General features: G+C 59.3%; 19 protein-coding genes. 11 read left to right on the forward strand and 8 right to left on the reverse strand.

What is annotated here, in order from left to right:
• Nucleotides 1-1,586, reverse strand: a 1,586-nt coding sequence (locus tag AC0L3A_RS08120) for a VCBS domain-containing protein (RefSeq protein WP_473254039.1), incomplete at its 3' end; no start/stop codon positions are given.
• A gap of 2,289 nt (nucleotides 1,587-3,875) precedes the next feature.
• Nucleotides 3,876-4,553, reverse strand: coding sequence for a hypothetical protein (locus tag AC0L3A_RS08125; protein WP_473254040.1), 678 nt, complete (start codon nucleotides 4,551-4,553; stop codon nucleotides 3,876-3,878).
• A 457-nt stretch (nucleotides 4,554-5,010) separates the two neighbouring features.
• Here AC0L3A_RS08125 and AC0L3A_RS08130 point away from each other — a divergent pair, with 457 nt between their 5' ends.
• The 6 genes from AC0L3A_RS08130 (at nucleotide 5,011) to AC0L3A_RS08155 (ending at nucleotide 10,961) form a co-directional block, all read left to right on the forward strand.
• Nucleotides 5,011-5,355, forward strand: coding sequence for an H-NS histone family protein (locus AC0L3A_RS08130; RefSeq protein ID WP_473254041.1), 345 nt, complete (start codon nucleotides 5,011-5,013; stop codon nucleotides 5,353-5,355).
• An 898-nt stretch (nucleotides 5,356-6,253) separates the two neighbouring features.
• Nucleotides 6,254-6,556 (forward strand): hypothetical protein, encoded by a 303-nt coding sequence (locus AC0L3A_RS08135; protein WP_473254042.1) that lies wholly within the window; start codon nucleotides 6,254-6,256, stop codon nucleotides 6,554-6,556.
• A gap of 526 nt (nucleotides 6,557-7,082) precedes the next feature.
• A complete protein-coding gene (locus tag AC0L3A_RS08140; protein ID WP_473254043.1) occupies nucleotides 7,083-7,226 on the forward strand; it encodes a hypothetical protein in 144 nt (47 codons plus the stop codon).
• Between the two features lie 369 nt (nucleotides 7,227-7,595).
• Entirely contained in the window at nucleotides 7,596-7,769 is a 174-nt protein-coding gene (locus tag AC0L3A_RS08145) for a hypothetical protein (protein ID WP_473254045.1), read from the forward strand.
• A 1,851-nt stretch (nucleotides 7,770-9,620) separates the two neighbouring features.
• The gene (locus AC0L3A_RS08150) at nucleotides 9,621-10,364 is read left to right on the forward strand and encodes a Crp/Fnr family transcriptional regulator (protein WP_473254047.1); all 744 of its coding nucleotides are present in this window, start codon (nucleotides 9,621-9,623) and stop codon (nucleotides 10,362-10,364) included.
• Nucleotides 10,365-10,778: 414 nt separating this feature from the next.
• Complete coding sequence (locus AC0L3A_RS08155; RefSeq protein WP_007592735.1) at nucleotides 10,779-10,961, forward strand: hypothetical protein; 183 nt, start codon at nucleotides 10,779-10,781, stop codon at nucleotides 10,959-10,961.
• 239 nt (nucleotides 10,962-11,200) lie between these two features.
• Here the strand turns inward: AC0L3A_RS08155 and AC0L3A_RS08160 are convergent, their stop codons facing one another.
• From AC0L3A_RS08160 to AC0L3A_RS08180, 5 genes are all read right to left on the reverse strand, one after another.
• Nucleotides 11,201-11,464, reverse strand: coding sequence for a hypothetical protein (locus AC0L3A_RS08160; RefSeq protein WP_007592736.1), 264 nt, complete (start codon nucleotides 11,462-11,464; stop codon nucleotides 11,201-11,203).
• Nucleotides 11,465-12,168: 704 nt separating this feature from the next.
• Complete coding sequence (locus AC0L3A_RS08165; protein ID WP_473254048.1) at nucleotides 12,169-12,678, reverse strand: RraA family protein; 510 nt, start codon at nucleotides 12,676-12,678, stop codon at nucleotides 12,169-12,171.
• 23 nt (nucleotides 12,679-12,701) lie between these two features.
• Entirely contained in the window at nucleotides 12,702-13,097 is a 396-nt protein-coding gene (locus AC0L3A_RS08170; RefSeq protein ID WP_473254049.1) for an aminotransferase class I/II-fold pyridoxal phosphate-dependent enzyme, read from the reverse strand.
• A gap of 387 nt (nucleotides 13,098-13,484) precedes the next feature.
• Nucleotides 13,485-16,856, reverse strand: a complete 3,372-nt coding sequence (locus AC0L3A_RS08175) for an adenylate/guanylate cyclase domain-containing protein (protein ID WP_473254050.1) — start codon at nucleotides 16,854-16,856, stop codon at nucleotides 13,485-13,487.
• 42 nt (nucleotides 16,857-16,898) lie between these two features.
• Nucleotides 16,899-17,297, reverse strand: coding sequence for a YybH family protein (locus AC0L3A_RS08180; RefSeq protein ID WP_246648595.1), 399 nt, complete (start codon nucleotides 17,295-17,297; stop codon nucleotides 16,899-16,901).
• Nucleotides 17,298-17,517: 220 nt separating this feature from the next.
• Between AC0L3A_RS08180 and AC0L3A_RS08185 the strand changes: the two genes are divergently transcribed.
• From AC0L3A_RS08185 to AC0L3A_RS08200, 4 genes are all read left to right on the forward strand, one after another.
• Complete coding sequence (locus tag AC0L3A_RS08185) at nucleotides 17,518-17,733, forward strand: dodecin family protein (RefSeq protein ID WP_473254051.1); 216 nt, start codon at nucleotides 17,518-17,520, stop codon at nucleotides 17,731-17,733.
• Nucleotides 17,734-17,898: 165 nt separating this feature from the next.
• On the forward strand, nucleotides 17,899-18,210 hold the full coding sequence (locus AC0L3A_RS08190) for a hypothetical protein (protein WP_219680055.1): 312 nt from the start codon (nucleotides 17,899-17,901) through the stop codon (nucleotides 18,208-18,210).
• Nucleotides 18,211-18,361: 151 nt separating this feature from the next.
• Nucleotides 18,362-18,532, forward strand: coding sequence for a hypothetical protein (locus AC0L3A_RS08195; protein WP_354128779.1), 171 nt, complete (start codon nucleotides 18,362-18,364; stop codon nucleotides 18,530-18,532).
• A gap of 37 nt (nucleotides 18,533-18,569) precedes the next feature.
• A complete protein-coding gene (locus AC0L3A_RS08200) occupies nucleotides 18,570-18,899 on the forward strand; it encodes a GcrA family cell cycle regulator (RefSeq protein WP_007592751.1) in 330 nt (109 codons plus the stop codon).
• A 1,035-nt stretch (nucleotides 18,900-19,934) separates the two neighbouring features.
• Here the strand turns inward: AC0L3A_RS08200 and AC0L3A_RS08205 are convergent.
• On the reverse strand, nucleotides 19,935-20,084 hold the full coding sequence (locus AC0L3A_RS08205; protein ID WP_198288232.1) for a hypothetical protein: 150 nt from the start codon (nucleotides 20,082-20,084) through the stop codon (nucleotides 19,935-19,937).
• Nucleotides 20,085-21,098: 1,014 nt separating this feature from the next.
• Between AC0L3A_RS08205 and AC0L3A_RS08210 the strand changes: the two genes are divergently transcribed.
• Nucleotides 21,099-21,302 (forward strand): hypothetical protein, encoded by a 204-nt coding sequence (locus AC0L3A_RS08210; protein ID WP_007592755.1) that lies wholly within the window; start codon nucleotides 21,099-21,101, stop codon nucleotides 21,300-21,302.
• Nucleotides 21,303-21,317: the final 15 nt, after the last annotated feature.

Here is a 21,317-nt window from a genome sequence, read left to right on the forward strand (position 1 = left end):
AGCGTCGTGTCTTCCTGAACCGAGCCGGCCTGCGCCGAGCTCGTGATCACCGGCGCGTCGTTGGTGCCCGTGATCGTGATCACAACGTCCTGGGTCGCGGTCGCGCCCTTGTCGTCCGTCACGGTAACCGTGAAGGTTTCAGTGTGGCTCTCGCCCGCCGCCAGATCCTGGTGGGTGGCGTTGTCCAGCGTGTAGGTCCAGACACCCGTCGCGGCGTTGACCGCAAAGCTGCCATACGTCCCCGTCGCGCCGCCGCTGTAGGCCGCCGTCGCGCCATGGTCGACGTCGCTCGACGTCACCTGACCCGTCGCCGTCAGCGTCGTGTCTTCCTGAACCGAGCCGGCCTGCGCCGAGCTCGTGATCACCGGCGCGTCGTTGGTGCCCGTGATCGTAACGGTGACGACCTTGTCGACCGTCGAGGTGCCGTCAAACAGATGGACCGTGAAGGTCTCGGTCTTGGTCTGGCCCTGCGCCAGATATTGGATCGCGCTGTCGGCAACCGAGTAGTTCCAGGTGATCACCCCGCCGGTGCCGGTGGCGTGCGAGTCGTCGGTGGTGACCGACGCCGTCAGCATCCCGAGCGCCCCGGCCGACGGAGTCACACTGGTGACGCTGTGGGTGTCGGAAAGGTCGACGTCGCTGAACGACAGCATACCGCTCGCGGTCTCGCTGGTCGGATGGGCGTCCTCAGTCACCGCGCCGCTGGCGCTATTGCCGGCGCCAACCGTGATTACTGCATTGTCGTTGGTGCCGGTGATGGTCACCGTCACCGTCTGGGTAGCCGTCGAGCCGTGGCCGTCGTTGACGGTCACCACGAAGCTCTCGGTGACGCTCTGACCTGCGGCTAGATACTGGGCGGCCGAATTGTTAAGCGCATAGTGCCACTGCACCGAGCCGTTGGCGGCATTGGGCGCCTCGCTGACCGGGTCGAGCGAGAAAGTGCCGAGCGCAGTGGTGTTGGAAGCGGCCGCCGCGAACGCGGCCGAATGGGTGTCGCTGAGATCGGCGTCGTTGAAGCTGATGGTGCCGGCCGCGCTCTGCGAATCCGAGGGATCCGGCGTGGTGTTCGCGTCTTCTACCACCGAGCCGCTCTGCGGACTCGATGTGATAGAGACGGAGTCGTTTGCGCCATTGAACTGGAGCGTCACCGTCGCCCAACTGAGCGTGCCGTTGCCCAGCTGGATCGCGTAGGTGAACGTGTCAGTCAGCGTTTGCCCGGCCGCCAGCGCCTGAAGCTGAGTGTTGATGTCGCCCTTATCGTAATGAACGGTGCCGTCCGACTCGATCCAGATGCGCGCACCGAGCGCGCTGCGGTCACCGGTACCGACCATTCCGGCAGCGTCACTGCTGTACGCCAGATCTTTGACCAGCAAATCCGCAGGGGCATAGTTCTTGATGGACGCAGAGGTGCTCGTTCCGTCGTCCAGGGAGAACAGCGTCTTGGCCGCGCCCCCAAGATCATTTGCCAGCACGTTCAAGATGAGAATGTTGCTGACGTCTTCCGTAAACGAGAAAATGTCCGTGTTGGCTTGCGGAGTATTGCCGAACGAAACCGTGCTGCCGCCGCCTGTTGCCTGCGTCGCCATAGCTTAAATCCTCTGGGTGATGCGCCGTGCGCATTCACGGACCGGCACAAATTGCACAATGGCGCGGGGATGATCGGCCGTTGCCTTGCCTATGCTGCTGAAGAAAGATGCCGAGCTACTCAGCATGCCTATCGTCCTGCTCAGCGTTTCGTGCCGCTCAAGCCTGCTTAGGGCTAGAGCCGCTCCGAGCTTGCGAGCGAATGTCGTGTGCACGGTCGCGCGCCTGACAGCCGCCATGTTTGCAAACCGCAAACTTGGCTGGATCGAAAAATCGAAAATTGACGGAGAAGAATTCGAAATTTCCAGAGCCCGAGTGAACATTGCTACAAAATGCGTGCACGTCATTCGCAACCTCGCCTGCCAATGCAGAGCAGAGAGCGTCGCCGCAAAATCAATTCGCGCAAATTGGTAGCGCTCGCTCGAACGGCGATAGGTCCGCCCACCGTAGCTCCATCAACTGCTGCCAAGTTACGCGAAAGATCTAGCGGTATCCCCCCTTGCCCATCGTGGCCGGTGCTTGGCCGCCACGTTTGGCAATTATTGATTTTGCAATATTCCCCACTTCAGAAGCGACCACCGTGGCCAAGAAGCGTCACGATCATCCACTTCCCGTTTAAATCAAACCTATTTTAAATTAAAGCGCCAGTCTATTTATTTATTTATACGCCGCATTTAATGATTAATGCATCAAAATCAAGAAGAAGGAGGCTCTTGCGCCACTCCTTGCGAGGCGACTCCGGAATTCTACGGCTTTTACCCAGATGCACTCCGTCCGCGAGATGGTCATTGCTTCGCGTAGATCGACAGTCGCAGGGAGCCAACTGGAGCCAAACTCAGCCCTACCTGCGAAGACGAGGCATGAAAGCAAGAGCCTCGCAATGCGTCGCGCGTGATTATTAACTTACGCACCCGACGCGATCCAGGTCCGCCCGCCGTGACGTGGCGAACTTGGCTTTCAATGTGATGCTGGTCATCGTCATGGGGGGCAGTAGCCATCCTTGTCGCCCGGCGCACGTTCCAGAGTGTGGGACCGTCGCGGGACTCAAGGGTGGTGCGCTCCAAGAGCGAAGCGCGTAGCCAAACCGCTGACGCAACCCAACTGCAGGGTTATTGGCTCGGTAGCCGGGGCACGTGCCCTGGCGGGCGGAGAGAAGAGTCCTCAGTTGGGATTTCTGACATTGCGACGCTCGCGCATGAAGCTTCGCATCTCGTGCTGCCGTCCCGCGCAGTTTCTCGTTCGCTTTACCGCGCAGCGGGGGCCGGCGAGCAAGCATTCGAAATCCATGTGAAGCTTAAACCGAAAGCAGTTCCCGGTCGGCTTACAAATGGAACCAAATTGACCGCCATTAAATGAGAAATTTGATTATGTCATATAATCATGATGACTCCATCGCAAAAATGAAAAATATGTTTGGGGAAAACATGGGAGGTTGAAATGGAAGCTGCCCGCCGCCTGCGTGCAATGGCGCTGCTGTGCCGACAGACCGCCGCACTCCAACCTGAGAGAAGCTGGAAACTGCTTGCAGAGGCAGAGTACTGGGAGCATCTGGCGGCTGCGGCTTCAGCTCATTGAGCTTCGGTCGAGTGTTCTTTCTTTCGCTTTCGTCGACTTCTTACTTCAAATCATTTTCTGAGGCATGTGATGTCGAGTACGCGTCAGATTCTTTCTAGTGCTGTTCTGAACGAACGGCACCAGGCGCTTCTGGAGGAGCTTAGAGAGGTGGAGAAGCTTCGAAGTAAGCTCCGACATGTAGAAGCAAGAACAAGAAGACGGCGTACCAAAGCGAGCGGCTGAGCAAGAGCCGTTTAGAGACCGCCGGACCGCAGTAGCGAGCCTCGGTGACGACGTCGCTGCGACATGTCGGCAACCAGCCAGGCCGGGGTGCCTCACAATGTAACTCGGCGGCGAGACCGGCCGTCTATTCAGGGCCGCGCTTTAGCTCCGACCTTCATTCGACGTTGCACTTCGGAACACAGCAACGAGTCGATCGCCTTGCCAAAGCTCAACGTCGTGCTCGTCATGCATTTGCTCGGCTCGGCGTCTCGCCGTCTGCTCATCAATGCAGTCGAGCTTTGCGGCGCAGATCACTTGCCGGCTGCCGTCCACCACGAACACCTTGTACCGCATAATGCAGTCCGATCCCAAAGGCGACCGTCATCGTACTCGAATGTCCGTCTAAGGCGGTGCCAAACTAGGTGTGGCGCACGGAATCTTTGTACGTGTGGCAGTTCGGCTATACCAGCTCGTGGAATCCATTGATTGCGCGGCGACTGTACCTCGCATCTAAGCTAACGTAATCTCCACGCATGCCGAAGCGTGCGGCTCGAGCTTAAGAGCGAGAGGCCACCAAGCGTCATCAGCAGCACACCGAACCAGGCCGTCCAGCTGCGCGCTTCGCCGTGCGCCTCTGCAGTGCGCGCGCCCAGCGGCATATCTTGGGGTGCGTCGGCGAGAATCTGCCCAACGTCGACTTGGCCCGGCACGGAGTGTTCGGAGGTGAGCTGGTTGGGAAGATCGACAATGGGGGCCGCCGACCCCGTGCCGAGATTGGAAGCGGCATCAGCTACCTTCATTTCGGGTACAGGCGGCTGAGCTTGCTCGGGCGGTGCGGAGCGCAGCAACTCCGCGCGCGCATCAACGACCGCGCTCCACCTCGTCCCGTTCTCGTTCAAACTGGCGCTGCGGTCTTTGGCCATGCGAGCCCGAATGGGCTTCTTCACCGTCGCGATGCCCTCGGCCAGGAACCAGCATTTGCGGCGACCGTCCATTCGGTAGACCCAATGCTGTCCACCAGTGGTCGAGGTACCGGGACGCGGCACGCATTCGGCTTGCGGCGGAGAGGTTACCGTGGGTTGGGGCGTGGCAGTATTGAAGAACTCGGCAAGAGGGTTGGCAGACGCAGGCGCCGCCGACAAACCTCCGACAAGCACCAAACTGGCGAAGTATAATCGCAAATGACCGGACATCGAAAACTCCCGGGTGCGCTCCACCCCCGCTCGAACCTTAGCGGCGACAACGGCTGCCATGCGGCTTAAATCGGGCGGCGCGATGAATTAATTAATTGTACTCTTGGCTACCTGATTAATATGCCGGTCACGAGGCAGCGCGATTCATCGAGCCACCTGAGTTGTGCTGGGCCTCGCTCCCCGCGATCCGCGCCGCCGCCGCTCGGTCGATCGCCATCTTTGCGCTCGTCCCCGAGCACGAAAGCGCAACTGGGCGAGGGTGAGGTTGTGGAGGTCACGAGACGTGGCTACCCCGTGCAGCGATTTAAATACTCCGCCACGATATTACCACTGTCGCGCCTTTCTCCCTGCTACCTCTCGTATTAAATGTGAATGCAATATTTAACTGAGGGCTTGTCTGCTCCCGGATTCCCGACTTGTCTGCCTGGGCCTTCTGCCCAAGATTAGGGATGGAGCCATGAACACCGCGCATTTCAATTCGCTCTCCGTTGACGAGCTCTGGATACTTCACCAAGAGGTCGCCGCCAAACTCACTCAGAAAATGTTGGTGCAAAAAGCACATTTGGAGGAACGGCTCCACAGGATTGGACTAGCCAACGAGGCTACGCGGTTTAATCGCAAGCGCCGTCCATACCCGCCCGTTCGTCCCAAATATCGCAATCCGAAGAACCCAGCGGAGACATGGTCGGGTCGCGGCAGGCTGCCTAGATGGCTGCGGCCGCAGCTTCGAGGCGGCCGAGATTTGGACGATTTCCTGATCGGCTTCAGCCCAAAAGCGGCAGACCAATTGAGCGCCGATTGAGGCATTTTGGGATGGGAATGCTGGCGCCGGCTGCTACCCTTGGGCTCTGAGCTTTTCACATCATCGTTCAAACGCGGGTCATGACCATGCTTGGAGGCATGGCCATAGCGAGCGCACTTGCAATCTGGCTGATGGTCTCGCTGAATCGCTCGGGGGGCTCGCGGCGCAGTGAAGATATCGACGAGACTCTCAAGCCCGCGGTGGCCCGCATCTAGTCGTGGTGGCCTCTGAAGTGCCGCCTAACCGCATTCCACGCTCGAAGGACTGGACGGAGGAGGACGACGAAAAGAACTCTGATTGCAACCGGCGTCATCCCGCGCTGCAGGAGTGGTGGGTCGTGATCGTCCGAACGACCGGCCGTTGTGTTGATCGTCACCGGAGATGGAGTTCCTGCTCGCCGAGTAGGTGCCGGTCTGCGCGAGGGCAGGACAACTACAACGAACAGAACGTTCACCAGTAGCCATATTCCCACAATGAGAAGGGCAGTACGCACGAGGAACGACCATCGTTGGATCTAGAATCTGCCGAGGTTGCTCCTGCCTCATACCCGGCACGCAACCGGCAACACTGCGTTCGCGGACGGAGCCGCTTCAGCGCAGCCGGCACATTTGGCATCTCCCGATGCCACTAGGCCCTGAGCGCTTCGCGAGCGTCCAGGATCGCTCCCAGCCTAGTCGGGCGCAACACTCGCGTCTGTGCGCTTTCGAACATTCATGCCCCTTCAAATCATCCGGCGAGAGCCGGACAGGGATGGCTCATCAGCCAAGACGGCCGTCCTCAGCCCGCAATCCCTGAACAGGGGCTGGGTCATGGAGCGTGGCCAAATATCGCAGCACGATGAGCGGCGAATTTGGCGGTCCGCATAGAACCAGTATCGAGTTTCGGCAGTTGACTCCAGGTGGATCCGAACAAGCAAGCTGATTTGTTCGGGCCAAGGATAAGTTTAAAAGCTAAGCCGGCACACATGAAGGACCTCCGACGACGTTTGGAAAAGGTCCGCGCTGACGCCAGAGAGTTTATGCTGATGAGTCAGCAGGCGACGGACATAGAAAAGCGCGAGCTGTTTAAGCGCTTGGCGGATGAACTCGCCTTCGAGGCTCTCGAGCTTGAGCTAATCGTCAAGAAAAATGAGCGAGCTAATCCGTGCGACCAGCACGAGGTCGTGGAGTTTAAGCCGCCCTCTCGGCGAACGCGTGGCTGATGCGGAAGAGGTCAAGCCGGCTAGATCGGCGTGCACAACGGAACTTTGCGCATGGCTCCGCCAGCGAACGCTGCTCCGCCTTCGCCGCATCGCATTGCGGTTGGGAGGGCCCAATCCGGAAGCGGTGATGTCATTGTACGCCGCCAGCAGTTCATCCATATGGTCATATGGTCCTTCCGTCGATTTCGAAGAACAGCGGGGTTTCAGGCAAGGCGCCTAGGCTGCGGAACTGGTCAACTATTTTTCGGCGAACCTCGATCGCAGCCCACGGACCCACCCGTAAATTTCCCAAGTGTTCGAAACGAGGCGCGCTGGTTAACTGGTGTGGGTGAGCACCGCACCATGAAAACACCGAAGCCAAAACAATGGACCGACCGCGAGGTCCAGCAATTGTCGAAGCTGGCACGGACAGGCGCTGGCGTATCGAAGATTGCAGCCGAGCTGGGCCGTCACGCAGGATCAGTGAGGCGAATGGCGCGAACGATAGGGGTATTGTTGAAGAAGTAGCCATCGAGGAAGCTCGCGCATGCCCCGCCCGAAGGAGCGCAGCACGGCTGACCTACAGGCCGAAACCACGACTAATGTCCCGCACAAGCCTGAGCGCGGCGTCAGTATTTCGACCATGGAGGAGCGTCTGATCGAGCTGCGAAAGAATGGTCAGCCCAAATAGCGTGATGGCAATGCCTCTAAACATTGCCGTGGACCGTGTTGAACGGTGCAGCGCAAGTTCAAACGGCCCCAGCCGCAGGTTGGGAGGAACAGCCGGGGCCGGTATTCCCATTCCATGTGCCGCAATCGGCGGTAATCGGCACGCACCTAGCTAGCCAAATAAAAGCTAACGAATTGTTTCGTAAGTCCGAATTCGGAGCGAAGCGCCGCTTTGGTGCAACGGCTCGTGCTTCGCAACGCAACATAGCGCGAGCGCCGCCCGTACTTGTACGGAGGTCGAACAAACTTCTTGCTGTTGCGTGTCGTCCATATTCAACGCCTACTTCAGATTGATTTTGTGACGATCCAATTTTTCAGACGAGGCCGGTCCATGAGCGTCAAAGCCATGATGGCGACTATCCTCCAGAACCAACTGACATCGCGCGGAGTGCATTCGCTGACGCATTCGAACTGCGCGCAGATTGTGGAGCACTTGATCGAAAAGCTCACTGAACTTGAGCTTAGTTTGGCGCGAGAAGTAGCCAACAACCAGAAACTGCAGTAGCGTCACGCATGATGAGTAATCGAGACTGACGGGCCTCTTCCCTCATCAACCAATCGTCGTCCCGGTCATGATGATGGTGTTCGTGGTGGTGCTCATGGTGCCCCACCTCCGTTCACACCTTTTGCCCCAGACGCAGCGATGGCGTTTCACGTGAGTGAGGTCGATAGAAGCAAGGTCATGGCGGGCGGCGTCACGCCCGCAAATCTACCGCAGGTCTTCAAAAATTCACGTCGATCGTCATCTTCTGTCGTAGGCATGACATCCACGTCATGGACGTTCGGACCGGCGCGGCGCCATATTATGTCGGCCCTTATCAGCATTTAAATAAGTTAAACAGATTAAATCAGTCGCCCACGACGTGTAACGAATGCAGCTAATATTCAGGGGCTGCGTGAATCCGAGCGTGTACTTCCTCAGCGGCGGTGGCGCTCTTGAGTATGTCCAGAGCAGTGATCCGTTGGGAACTGATGGGAGTATCGTCCTAATTAAATGGACAGCTTCTTGATGTTATTGTAACTTTCTCCGGTTTCAGCTTCGGAACTAATGTTTTGGAGCAAACTCATGCCGGAGTATCGAGCCTACATTCTTGGATCGGACGGCCACATACAGCTTCGCCTTGAACTTGATTGCGTCGACGAACCAACGGCGAGCGAACGAGCCAAGCAGCTCGTTAACGGCCAAGACGTCGAGCTTTGGGAAGGCGCGCGCAAAATCGCGACATATAGGCCAGAAGAGTAAGGTCGCCGACACCGGCGCGCTGGACCAACCCACATTTCGATTGTCGCGACGAGGATCTTGCTCATAGGGGCATAAGCGCACACTGCGCGTCATTCGTGGTCGCCGTTGCTTCGGGGGCAATCGTCTCCCGGCGCGAGTAGTCATTCGCCTCTGTGCGTGCTTGAGGCTCTGTTCTTTCATTTGCACAAGCGGCGTTGCATTCTTGGAAATGGGACGACATCTCAAGCTCAGCCAAGTGCTCCCAGTATTCTGCTTCCGCGAGGAGCTTCCATTTATTCATGCCATTGTACGCGGCTTGTTGACGACACAGCGAACCCATCGCGCGTAAGCGTCGCACCTTCTCCACTGCGGACCCCCTTTGGCTTGTTTTTCACAAACCTGTTATTTCCGAGTGTCAGAGTTAAAGTCTCGCAGATAGAAATGACAAGCCCGGTGTTTGACTGGTTTTATGACAGCGCATTAGTCTGACTTTTGCCGCTAGCTGAGTGCAATGTCGAATGTCAGCGCCAGAGCGTCGTCCGCCTGCGCTCTGCGCAGGCATGCAATAAGGTTCGCACCAGCAGCAGTGAACTTTTGAGCGATCCTTCTTCGATTATGGTTAGCTTTTCATCACTCCGACGTTTGGTCCTTCCTTTGTCTCGCCGCATTGGACTACGAACCTGCTCGACGACCGATGCAAATTGATCAACACGACCGCTATTGCGCGAGCCTCCGAGGGCTGTCAGTTACTGCAACGTGGACACTAAGAGCCCGACACACGCAACGAAATGACCGGGCTTCATCACGTAGCTGTTGAGCTTCTAGGTCAAGCCGAGCCCCACACTTGCGAGATCGCCGCGGCGTTTGCCGCGTCCCGGAAAGTGGAACTCCCTATGGTATTACCCATGCGCATTTCGCAATTGTGCAGCGGGGCGCTGGCACTTAACTCCTCAATCAGAGACAACAATTCGCCTCCGAGGCGCGTGTGGTTGGAGTTTTTCTTTTGAGATTGAGAGCTTCCGCAGCTGAATTGGACTTCGGGGCGCGAGGCGTAGGCGGATTCAAACAAAGTTCGAGTTGGCCGCCCTATGACGCTCGAAATGCGATGCGGCGGATCGTTCGAGGTAGGCCGCAGTGACGCTTCCCGGCGAAATTGGCAACCGACTTCTGGCAACACTACCGGCGGCGGACCTCGATCTGCTGGCGCCCGAGCTAGAGATGGTAGCGCTCGATCGGGATGCGGTCGTCTCGCAGGCGGGTGACCAGACCGAGCACGTCCTCTTTCCTCATAGTGGCGCCGTTTCTGTGATGATCGACATGGCCAACGGACAGACGGTCGCCAGCGCCGCAATAGGGCGCGAGGGAGCAGTAGGCACTCTTTCCGTGCTGGGGCCGTCCCCTTCGGCCGTTACCGCCGTCGTTCGTGCCGCGGGCATTGCCTCGCGGATCCCCGCATCGCGATTCCACGCCGCTTTTAGCCGAAGCGCCGCGATCCGCCACGCAGTCCAGATTCATTTCAAAGCGATGCTGATACAGCTACAAATCGGCGGCGCCTGCAATGCTCTGCATCCGGCCCAAGCCCGCATGGCACGCTGGCTGCTCCATCTTCGCGACCGCGCCGACCACGACGTCCTCGCACTCACCCAAGAGGCGCTTTCGCAAATACTGGGTGTGCGACGAACGACAGTGACGCTCCTGATGCGCAACCTGCGCGCTTCCGGAGCGATCAGATCTGAACGGCGAGGAGAAATCGAGATTGACCCATCGCGGCTCGCAGCGGTGGCGTGCGAATGCCACGATACCATGCGTCTCGAAATCGAGGGGATCTTCTCTATGAATGCAGCCCGATCTCGCGCTTTGGTTCTGCCGACGCCGTAACTGAAACGGGGGATGCCGCAAACCATCGCGCCTTTCGGCGTGATAGCCCGTTATCCCGGACATGGACGATGTGGCCAATGTGCAACGGGCGCCTGGCTTCTCCACGGCAATGTCCGCGACCGAACAATCCCGCTCATGAGGTACGCGGTACTATCGGCGCGCCATGTACTGGGGGTCTGTGGATGAACTTTTCAAACGAAAGATCAGACCTTATTGTCTCTTTGGGAAAGCGTGCGGCGACAAGTGTTGGCTGATCGCGCGAATGGCGGACGCTCCCGCGTTGTTGGTGACAATCTGCGCACCTATGCTGAACCGCTACGTTCGGAGATGGATCGACGGGAGCTCAAGTACGCCTCAATCAATTCAACTGAATGAAGCAGAGGGTGCCTCTGGGGCACACAGACGATGAGAGACATGCAGGAGCAGCTCGAGAACCTCCTCAAAGACGCAGCCGACTGCAAATCGATCAGCGATCTGGCCACCGACCTGCAAAAGCGAGAGTTGTTCGCGAGGCTTGCCGATCATCTGAGCGTCTTGGCTTCCGAGGTCGAGCGTGCAATTGCTGCGACAGCCTTTGGCACCGAATCGGAGCGATAAGAGGATATGCCCCCACACCGATGATTGGGAACTAGCATGCGATGAGCGGTGAAGGAGGACATGACTGCGGAGCGGCCTCGCGTGCGAGAGTGCAATCGCGCGCTCGCGTCGCCACTAGTCGGAGCGCCTATTTGCCCGTGCAAGGCAATCAGCTAACTTCGATCGTCAGCTGCGACCGCAGCCCTGACCTTGGAGGATATCCCCGGCCAGCGCGCTTTATCACGAAGGCTGCGTCATGCTCATTCGCTATAGGACCGGCGTTGCCCTGTTTCAGCAGCCTCATTCGAGGCCAAGCAACGCCGCGCCCGCTCGATCTGGGCGCCGGTCGCCCCGTGGTTACGGGCATACATCTCAGCCAGGGCCGCCGAATACTTAGCAACGTAGTATTTGACCTCTGAGCAAGAAATCCGCTCTCCCGGTCTGTGCTGGCGCGCAGCATAGGCTTCAGAGCTCAGCGTCATCAGAAACAAGGCAGCAGCGCCAATCGCACGCGTGACAGTCATTGTCATCCCCCACAGCTACTAGGTTCGTTGCAGAGAGCAGGCCTGAATCGTCCCGATCGCGCAAATTAACACTGAGGCGCTAGTGCAACGTGTTGTGGACTGTTGCTTTCATGCCCAGCTTCGTGAGCACCGGCCCGCCCATGCTGGCGAACCCCGTACAAATCCAGACTCGTCGACACAGATGCGCGGCAATTGACGTCCCCATGTAAGCTGCATTGCGCAACGGGACACGCCGCTCTGGTCATCTCAGGAACCCAAGGGCGCGACACGCCGGCCGGCGCCGCCGCGATCCTAACGGGCACAAACCTCTCCCGCGTCGCTTGGGGAGGACCTCACGATGCCGACCAGCAATTCAATCCTCTGCGCGGATGACTACCGATACGATCATCCTCTCTCGCTCCAGTCCATCATGGGCCAGTTTGAGCGAACTACAGCAACCGAGGGCCAACCAGATCCAATCATGGCCCCGAAGCGCTTGGATTGATGGATCGGGCGGCGGGATTTGATGTCCTGTTCGTCGACGCGATCATGCCGGTCGGCATCAACGGACGGCGGCTTGCCGTCGAGATCGACGATCGCCGGCCCGGTACTTTACACGTGGGGATATTCGGAGAACGCGATCATTCACCATGGCATGCTCGATCCGGGGCTTCCTTGCTCAGCAAGCCGTCCCGGTAGGTCCCTGCTTCCTCCGCTTTGGCGCTTCAGTTCGCGCACCGCGCTTCCAATGCGACGATGAACGAACGATCCCACCGGCCGTCACGCATGGCCTGCATCGTGGCTTCTTCACGGGCACGCTGAGTCTCGGCATTCGCGATCAACGAGGAGCCGCATCGGGCGCGAATGCGAGCAGGCCATCCTGATCGGATTTCCGCCACGTCGCGGATAGCTCCGTCGATCACCATCCCAGCAAGACCTATCGTTGCCGCGTAAAACGATAGAATACCTCCGATCACTGCATTCGTGATGTCGCCACCCGCGTCGATCACCATGACATCGCCCGGCCGGCAAAATTCGAAGGCGCGCAGGATTGCGAGGTTGTCTCCCCCTCGAGTGAGCACTGTGACCGCCGTTCCGGCGAGCGGGCGGGCTTGTGGTAGGGCGCGAGCCCGACGGAGCCGCTGTTCCGCTGCATATTGTCGCTCAAGAGCGCCACGGGGATGTCCCGATATCTGCGGTGCGGAAGCATTCTTCGTGAGACCGGACGTCTGCATGGCTTCGAATCCTGTGTGGAGTACTAGCGCAAATCGAACACGGCCCGCGCGATGCGCGCGACGCCGTCGGTCAATGTTTCAATATCGGTGGCGATCGAAAGCCTGAAGTAGGGTGAAAGTCCATAGGCCGTTCCGGCAACCAACGCGACGCCGGCGCTGTCGAGAAAATACAAAACCACGTCGCCGTCGGCGTCGAGCCGTTTGCCGTCGGGCGTGGTCTTGCCGATCAAGCCACCGCAATTGACATAGAGGTAGAACGCACCATCCGGCGCCATGCAACTCAGGCCGGGGATCGCGTTGACGAGCGTGCAAGCATACATGCCTCGGCGCCGGTAAAACGGAATATCACCCGGATTCGTACCTTCACGAACCTTATCGATGATATTGGCGAGGCGGCGAAAGGGTGTCCGGTAGGTCAATCGAATAAGCCATCAGTCCGCCAACTTGGACGAAGTCCCCATAAGCATACATTGTGGGAATTTGGGCTTCAGCCGCCAGTTCGGCAATCATCGCACGATTGGTGAAATGCTCGGCTTTCATCAGATACCATCAGCGCATCCAAGTGATCTTGTTGCATCGATCTGAAGACGCGCTCTGCCTCGTTAAAGCCCTTGCCCAGCAGCTGCTCTTTTTGCCGCTTCTCGCGCTGCCGCACCCTCTTGGGTCTTGCCAGTACGATCGCGAGTGCGGGCCCGGGTGCCCACCAACAACCAATTTAGTTTTCCAGATTGCGCGAGCCTCAGCAGAAGCTTCGGTCCACCGGAAGCCCCGGACCATGCGAATGGTGCACCGCTGAACACGTGACGTTAAACTTCAGCGATTTCCTCCAAGAGTGCTTTGGCAGAACGAAGGTCTGATGTTTCCAACCCTTCCGTAAACCAGCCGTAGACGGGACCAAGGAGGCCTCTCGCGTCGGCCTTCCTGCCCTGGTCGCGCCAAAGCCGAGCCAGACTCATGGCCGCACGTAATTCAAAGGATTTCGCGCTTTGGCTTTGAGCAATCTTGAGCGCAGCTTGCAAGTAGTTCTCGACCTCCTCAGCTGGAGCACCACGAGTGCGATGCAGTTCGCCCTCCATGCATGCAAGCTCCGCCTCCCACATATGTTCTTCGTTGCGCGCAGCAATGGCCTTCGCTTCGGCCAGGGTGGCCAGCCCGTTTTCGTCGTCACCTAACTGGTGGTGCATCCCCGCGAGCATCCACAAGTACCGGACCTGGTACCAACTGGCTCCGAGCCTGGCCCTCTCGTTCAGACTGAGGCGCATGAGCGCCAAGCCGCCCTCCACGTCACCTTCTTGGGCCATTGCCCAACCCCGCAGGATGAGACCGCTCAAGCGCCAATAATTCAAACTGTGCTGATCGGCGAGATCGATGATGGCTTCAGCGTGCGCATGCACACCCGCCACGTCACCCATCAGCTCCGCAGGCCCCGCTCCGCCATAGACCTGCACGTGCGCCGTAAGGTTCGTTTGATTTAACTCCGCAGCGTATTCAAACGCCGCGCGGCTGGCCCTCTGCGCCTGTTCGGAATAGCCAAGTATCCAAAGCACGATCGCCAGGTAGGGTAACGCCGAGGCCTTCGGATCATGTACATAGTGGACAGGTGGCGGCCGATGCGTATCCGGCTGATAGCGCCTCACGATCGCTTCGAGCTCTAAGCGCGCCGTAAGAAAGTCGCCGGCGTGCATGGCGGTGAGCGCCGCCAAACGATGCGTAGCTAGTTTGAGCGCCGTGTCCCCGGTGCGCTCGGCAGCGCGCTGGGCCTCTGCGACAAGGCTCTGCATGGCACCAAAGTCGCCTCGCACGAAGTGGAAAACAAACTTGCCGCTAAGGGTGGCGAACAAGGCATCCGTGTCATCGAGTTCATAGCAGAGCGCATGGGCCCTGCTGAAGGCCGTGCCAAGCTGCGGCGCCGTGTATCCGTGAATGGCAATCAGCGGACCTCCGATCGCCGTTTGCAGGGCGAGTTCCTGGCGATCGCGCTCCGGCCCTTCTGGATTCGACTTGAGTGCATCCAGCCCTCTTGTGAGATGAGCGATCGCCTCGAGATTGGCGGAACGCCCCGCGGCAATCCGGCCCGCCCGCAGCCAATAGCCGACCGCCTTTCCCGCCAGTCCCCCCTGCGTGAGGTGCAAAGCGATCGTCTCCGGCTCAGCTTCTGCACGGGCAGGATAATGTTCCTCGAGAGCTGCAGCGATGCGAGCATGGATCTGCTGCCGCTTGCTCTTTAAGAGGCTCTCATGCGCGATGTCTTGGACCAGCGCATGTTTGAAGCTGTAGCCCGTATCCGGAGGTGCTCCACGGCGGAATATGAGTTCCGCTGTCATTAGATCATTGAGAGCACGCTGCAGCGCGTGTTCGTCGAGCGCCGTTACCGATCTTAGAAGCTCGTGTCCGAATTCGCGCCCAATGCATGCCGCGATCTGGGCGACTTCCTTTACCGGCGCCAATCGATCGAGGCGCGCCATCAACGAGTCCTGGAGCGTCGTCGGGATCGCTAGGGGCGGCAAAGGACCAATCAACTCATAGTAGCTGCCCCGGTCTTTGAGCAGCCCGGATTCGAGGACGGCCTTGGTGAGTTCCTCGACAAACAGCGGCACGCCATCAGTTTTAGCCAGAATCTGCTCAAGCACCTCTTGTGGAAGTATTTTGCCGCCAGTGATCCGGTCAACGACAGTCGCCCCTTGCCTGCGGCCTAGTCGGCTTAAAGAGAGCGCCGTCACGTGCCCATGACCTGCCCAGCGCGGAACGAACTCAGGCCGGAAGGTGATGATGATCAGAATCGGGAGTTGCTGCACTTCGTCAACGGCCCGGTCGAGGAGTTCGAGCATGGTAGGGTCTGCCCAGTGAACATCCTCGTAGACGGCGAGCAGCGGCTGCCTTGCCGCCAGGCCTTGTATCTGCTCCAGGAGAGCCTGGAACGTTCGCTCCTTCTTCTGGTGTGGGCTAAGTGCGAGTGGCGAGTATCTCTCCCCCGTCGGGATTGCCAGGAGGTCCGCAAGAACCGGCGCGCTCTCATGCACGTCGTTTGTGGCAAGAGCGAGCATGGCCTCGAGTTTATCGAGCTGTTCTTCGGGAGCATCCTCCCGTCGTATTCCTGCTGCCCGCTCAAGGAGCCCAATGACAGGATACAAGGCGGTGCTGGTATGGAACGGAGAACAGAAATGGCTCAGTGGCGTGTGCGGCGCACCTGCGAGGTGGTCGCGCAGCGCCCGCACGAGCCGGGACTTGCCAATGCCTGCTTCGCCGCCGAGCAGGACAATCTGTCCCTCTCGCTCTTTCGCGTGCTCCCAGCGCTCCAGGAGCAATGCAAGTTCTTGGTCTCGTCCGACGAGCGCGGTCGTTGCCATGCCGTGCTGGGCGTCGAATCGACTCTCGGCTGCGCCCTCACCACTGACAAGCCAGGCCTGCACCGGCTCCGGGAAACCTTTGAGCGGCACTGTGCCGAGGTCCTGGTAAATGAAGGCTTCGGCCAGCAGGCGGCGCGTTGACTCGGCGATCACCACATCACCGGGCTCGGCCAGACTCTGCAGTCGGGCAGCCAGGTTCGGGGTTTCGCCGATCACGGCGCGCTCGCGAGCCTCTCCCTCGCCTATCAGTTCGCCGACCACGACGAGACCGGTTGCAATGCCGACGCGCGCGGCAAGCGCTACACCGCCCGGCTCGGTAAGGGAGGCGACCGCCTTGGTCACTCGAAGCCCGGCGCGGACGGCACGCTCCGCCTCATCTTCATGCGCCCGCGGCCAACCGAAATACGCGAGAACGCCGTCGCCCAGGAGCTTGGCTATGTGGCCTTCGAACCGGGCGATCTCGCCCGCCACGGCGTTGTGGTAGGCCTGCATGAGGTCACTCAGCTCCTCGGGGTCGCGCCCTGAGGCGAGCGCGGTGGAACCGACCAAGTCGACGAACATGACCGTAAGCTGCCGACGGTCCGCCTCTGAGGGCAGTGACGGCCTTGTACGTTCAGTTGGCTCACCAGCATCAGTGGCGACGGAAGCGATCGATGACATGCGCGCCTGAATCGCTTTCAATACGGTCTTGCGCGGCCCGAGCGGCAAGCCGAGTTCTCGCAGATCGGCTTCAGTCAGGTCGTGCAGTACATCAGGCGTGACTTCGGCTTCCTGGAAAGCGCGAGTGTAGCGCTCCAGCCCAAGACTGCGAAGCCATTCGGCTATATCCACGCGACGTCTCCTCGCGCGGCGCCAAGCGATACGACGGCGAGTTCAGTTGAAGGTATGTAACCTCAGCTTCAGTGAGCCATCCGCTTGACGCTCGAACACATGGGTGGCAATGCCGCCGGCACTTTGGCGGCTCCCATCCGGTCCCTTGCCGTTGGCCGTCCATTTTGCGGTACTGTAGACGACCTTCTCGTCTCCACCCGCATCTATGATTGTTAGTTTGTGATCAGTGAATCCGCCTGAAAACAGCCCAGCAAAGAATTTTTCGATTTCTTCCGGACCCGATATAACCTGATGCGTTGGTGGTAACACTTTCGCGTTTGAAACGTACGCTGTGGCGACCCCTTTGGCGTCAGCTTTGTTGAACGCCGTATCCCACGCGGCATAAGCTCCGGTAACTTCGGCTCTCACGTCGGAGTTCGTCGAGGAGGCCAGGTTCGGCATGATTCCCTCCCTCAGAATTGGCTTAGTGACCTCCATCATACTACTGCTGACCAGTCCGCGAAATCGGAACTCGCGGGAACAGGGCGTGCTATTAGGCCGCGGACGAAACGAGGGCACATCCATACTTCCGCTGAGGGCTACGAGCGCCTTTTTCCGACTTCTAGATTTCACAATGGCAGGGAGCACCTGCTTCCTGCTTCATCCCGGACAGGAGGACGACATGCCTGATAGCGTCTACAAGGTCATTGAACTGGTCGGTACGAGCAACGAATCGTGGGAGAAGGCCGCCGCGAATGCGGTCGAGCAAGCTGCAAAATCTCTCCGAGATCTTCGCATTGCAGAGGTCGTCAAGCTGGATATGCAGCTGGATGAAAAGGGAAAAGTCGAAGCCTATCGCGCCAAGCTCAACGTATCCTTCAAGTTCGAGGGCTCCTGAGCCTCAGCACCTCGCCCCATGCGCAGGGCGAGGAGGACTCATTGGAGTAGGCGCGTTGCCCGGTTCGCCTAGCCGGACACTGTGGCCCCGTCTCGGAAGTTGGCCCTAGTCCGACCGGGACCGATATGCTTTGATGCGTCGGGGCGTGTGGCGCGTGGTGGCCTTATGTACATGGTCATTCGCAAGTACACCAAGGTTCGTTCGGTAGCGGACGCCGCTCGCCGCGCCAAGAGCGGCGTCGGCCAGATCCTAAGGCAATCGCACGGATTCAGATCTTACTATGTGCTGGATGCGGGCGACGGCGTTGGTATCGCCGTGATGATATTTGACGATCGCGAAAGCGCCAATGCAGCGAACGCCAAGATACTCGCGTTTGTTCAAGCAAGTCTACATGACCTCGATCTTGGAGTTCCCGAAATCACCACCGGCGACGTTTTGGTGAACATAGAGCCGAATGAATTCTCGGGCATAAAGTAGCTGAAAACGCCGCCATTTGCGTGGCGGTTGGCCTCCTTTGCTCCTGTCGTCGACTTGATGTTCCCATCTCGTTTGCACCGGTCGCGCCCTGGACGCGCGTGCCGTCCGCCATGAATATGCGACTACGCGTGTTTTCGAGGAGTAGAGCCACATGAAGCAACATACCTTCGAAGCATTTTCCGCCACCGCGATCTACTGGACACCGCTTGTGCTTATGGGCACCGCGATGCCGCCAAGAGATCCCGATGAAGACGACGAGGACGACGAAGAGGAAGATGACGCTGACGACCCGCCGGTCGTGCGCGAGCCGGACGAAGACTAGACTGGCGTGTTCGGCAGTCGGCGCTATAATATCTCTCATGGGCTGGGATGCGAAAGACATAGCGCTCCTCAACAGACTCTGGTCCGCAGGACAGAGCGCGGCGCAGATTGCGCGTCGTCTCGGGTGCAGTCGTAACGCGGTCTGCGGCATGCTGACCCGTCTGGGCTTGAAGCGCGGCCACAAGCCGCCCACAGCAAGGCCCAAGATAAGGCCGCGCCCGAAGCTGAGGCCGACCTCGTCGGCGGCCTGCGCCCGTCCAGTCGCACGGAAGGTGTCGCGGAACACAGTGCAGAGGCAGCCGCCCAAGGAATTCAGCAAGCAGCAGCTCTACTCCATGCTGGCAGAGGCGGTCAGAAACACTGGCTAAGAGCTCACCAAGAATGTGGTTGTGCTCCCGCAAGTCCCTGGCCGAGTTCGACGGGTTCGGCAGTCGTACACCCATCCCAAGACTTCATCTGCTTGGAGTCAAAAGCAGCGGTAGATGCTAGGCTGAACTTACTTGTGGTTTGCCGCCGAAAGCCGACATGTCACCGATTCAAGAGATCTTCGGCTAAGCGGCCTGAAGTGGAAGCCGTAATGCCGGATCTGGCCCTTGAATGACCTGCCGTCGATATCGGTGACGCCGCAACGTCGATGGCGATCGTCGTGCGCTCGAAAAGCGATCTTGCAAACGATAAGGCGCTGCTTGCGGCCAACTCACCTGTTCCGCCGCAAGGAACGATTGCATCAGCCGTGCTTTAGCCGTCCGCACCTTGTTCGATCAACAGTTTGCGAAAGCCGCCGCCGCCGATCGAAGGACCAGTCAATGCGCATCCGTCTCGTTGGTGGCACGGGGCTTGTTCGATCGGCAATCCAGGCCAGACTGTCCGCCGAAGGGCCCGAATGCGTATTGGTGTCGCGCCACCCGGCGGCACCTGATACGCACCACATCATCCTCGATATGGTCGGACCACCGACGCTTCGAAATGGAAGGACGCTCTTGCCGACGTTGATGTCGTTGTCAATGCGGCGGGTGCCCTGCAGGGACAGGACATGCAGGCGGTTCATGTTGCTGGCAGCGCGGCGCGGGGGCCATGCAAGGGTGCGAAGTCATTGGATGTCTCAGCAGGCGGTTGCTGGGCCCGGCCCGGGCCTAGCAGAATCCCCGCGCTCGTTTCATTGTATGCGGCGCCCGAACCGTTGGGGCTGACTGACATCAGCGCCGAACTGAACCAAGGCTGGAGCCGAGTGACTTCCGCAGTTTGCCCGAAGCTGCAAATCAGAGTCCTCTGCTCTTGTCGCCGTTTGACCCTGAACGGACATGCTAGGCATAAACAGCTGGACGCGGTGTGGTGTGAGGTCTTGGCTTTGGTTTGCTCGGACGTCCGCATCACGGACTGACGCGCTCGCACCAAACCCTGCCCTACTGGGCTTGATCGTAGGCCTGCAGGATCCGGACAAAATCAGCCATGCTGGATCGATCTTGGTTTTCAGCCATAGCTGCAACCTGAGTATTGGACACGCGTTGGCTTCCCCGTCTGAACCGCATCAGGAGGTCGGCGATGTTTCTCATGGCGGACTCTCTGCACTAACTACGGCCGTAAGCGTCAGTTGAGCGGCGAAGCACCGCTAGATCGGGAGAAGGGCCGGCGGGCGCTACGCCGCCGGTCTCGTCCCGCAACTGTCGGCTCGCAGGGCCGGTTCCGTTGCTTTTCAGTCTGGATGTATCGGTAACATTAGCCCTTGGTCGGCGCCATCGCGCGCAGGTATGAAGTGACCATACTTAGGTAGACTTGGGTTAGTGAATCGGGATCGGGAGCCATCCCGATCGGCACCGTTCGAATTGGAGGCTGCCGCTGACCAGGCCATCGCTGCCTGCGGTCGAGACACCCGGGAGGCGGTCAAGGCGCTCATTGTCGCGAACGGGCTCCTCGAGGCGCAGGTCGAGGATTGCGAGCCTCGGTTTCCGCCGGCTACTCGCGCGGCCCGTTCGTCGTCCGCGCGACCGTCCCCCCGAATTGACCAAGTAGGCACTTCGAAACCGCCCGTCGAAAAGGCGCCCTCGGTCAAGCTGCAGATCCGAGCTTCATCGAAAGCTCTCAGCGCGGTCGCCTTCAGCCGCAGCGGGGATGCGGCGATGGGCCACTTCGGAGACGCAACCGTGATGCGGAAGTTTGGCGAGGTCCTGGACGACCTGAGTACGCGTGAAGCCGCTGGTTCAGCTTTTTCAAGTCGTACTCGGTGCGCAGCCGGCCCACGATCGCTCCGATCACCTCCCCGCATCTTGCTGCCCGTCCGACATGATTGCGACCTTCCAGGTGTCGTGACAGGGCAAGATGAGATGGCGATATAGGTCGGCAACTCGCAGCTGTCTTCCATTGTTGGACCTTCGGCCCTTCTAAGCTCCGGAACACGTGCGCGGTCCATACTTCTTGTTTGGCGGCGCAAACCATCGATGGACTGCCCGACCTTCGTTCAGCCGTCGGAACCGGAAAAAAGGCTCGAAGGATGTGAGGCGGCTCACATCACCGGGACCAATTAGAGCCTACGCCGTCTTGGCGGATACAACACCGGACGGAGATGTCGAATGAAACGCCTTATGCTTTCGCTCGTCACGGCCCTGCTCGTCATCGGTGCGGCGACCAGCGTGCTCAGACCGCATGCACTTCTTCACTCTGCACAGAGCGGCATGCCAAACATTCAAGAGCTGCAGACAGCCCAGGCGAGCACGCTGGCCGAGCAGGAGATCGAGGACCGGTCCGTTCTGTTTGCCAGAGGGCGCACGCAATAGAGCACACCTGACCGG

This window comes from Bradyrhizobium sp. MI1.3, assembly GCF_055811695.1.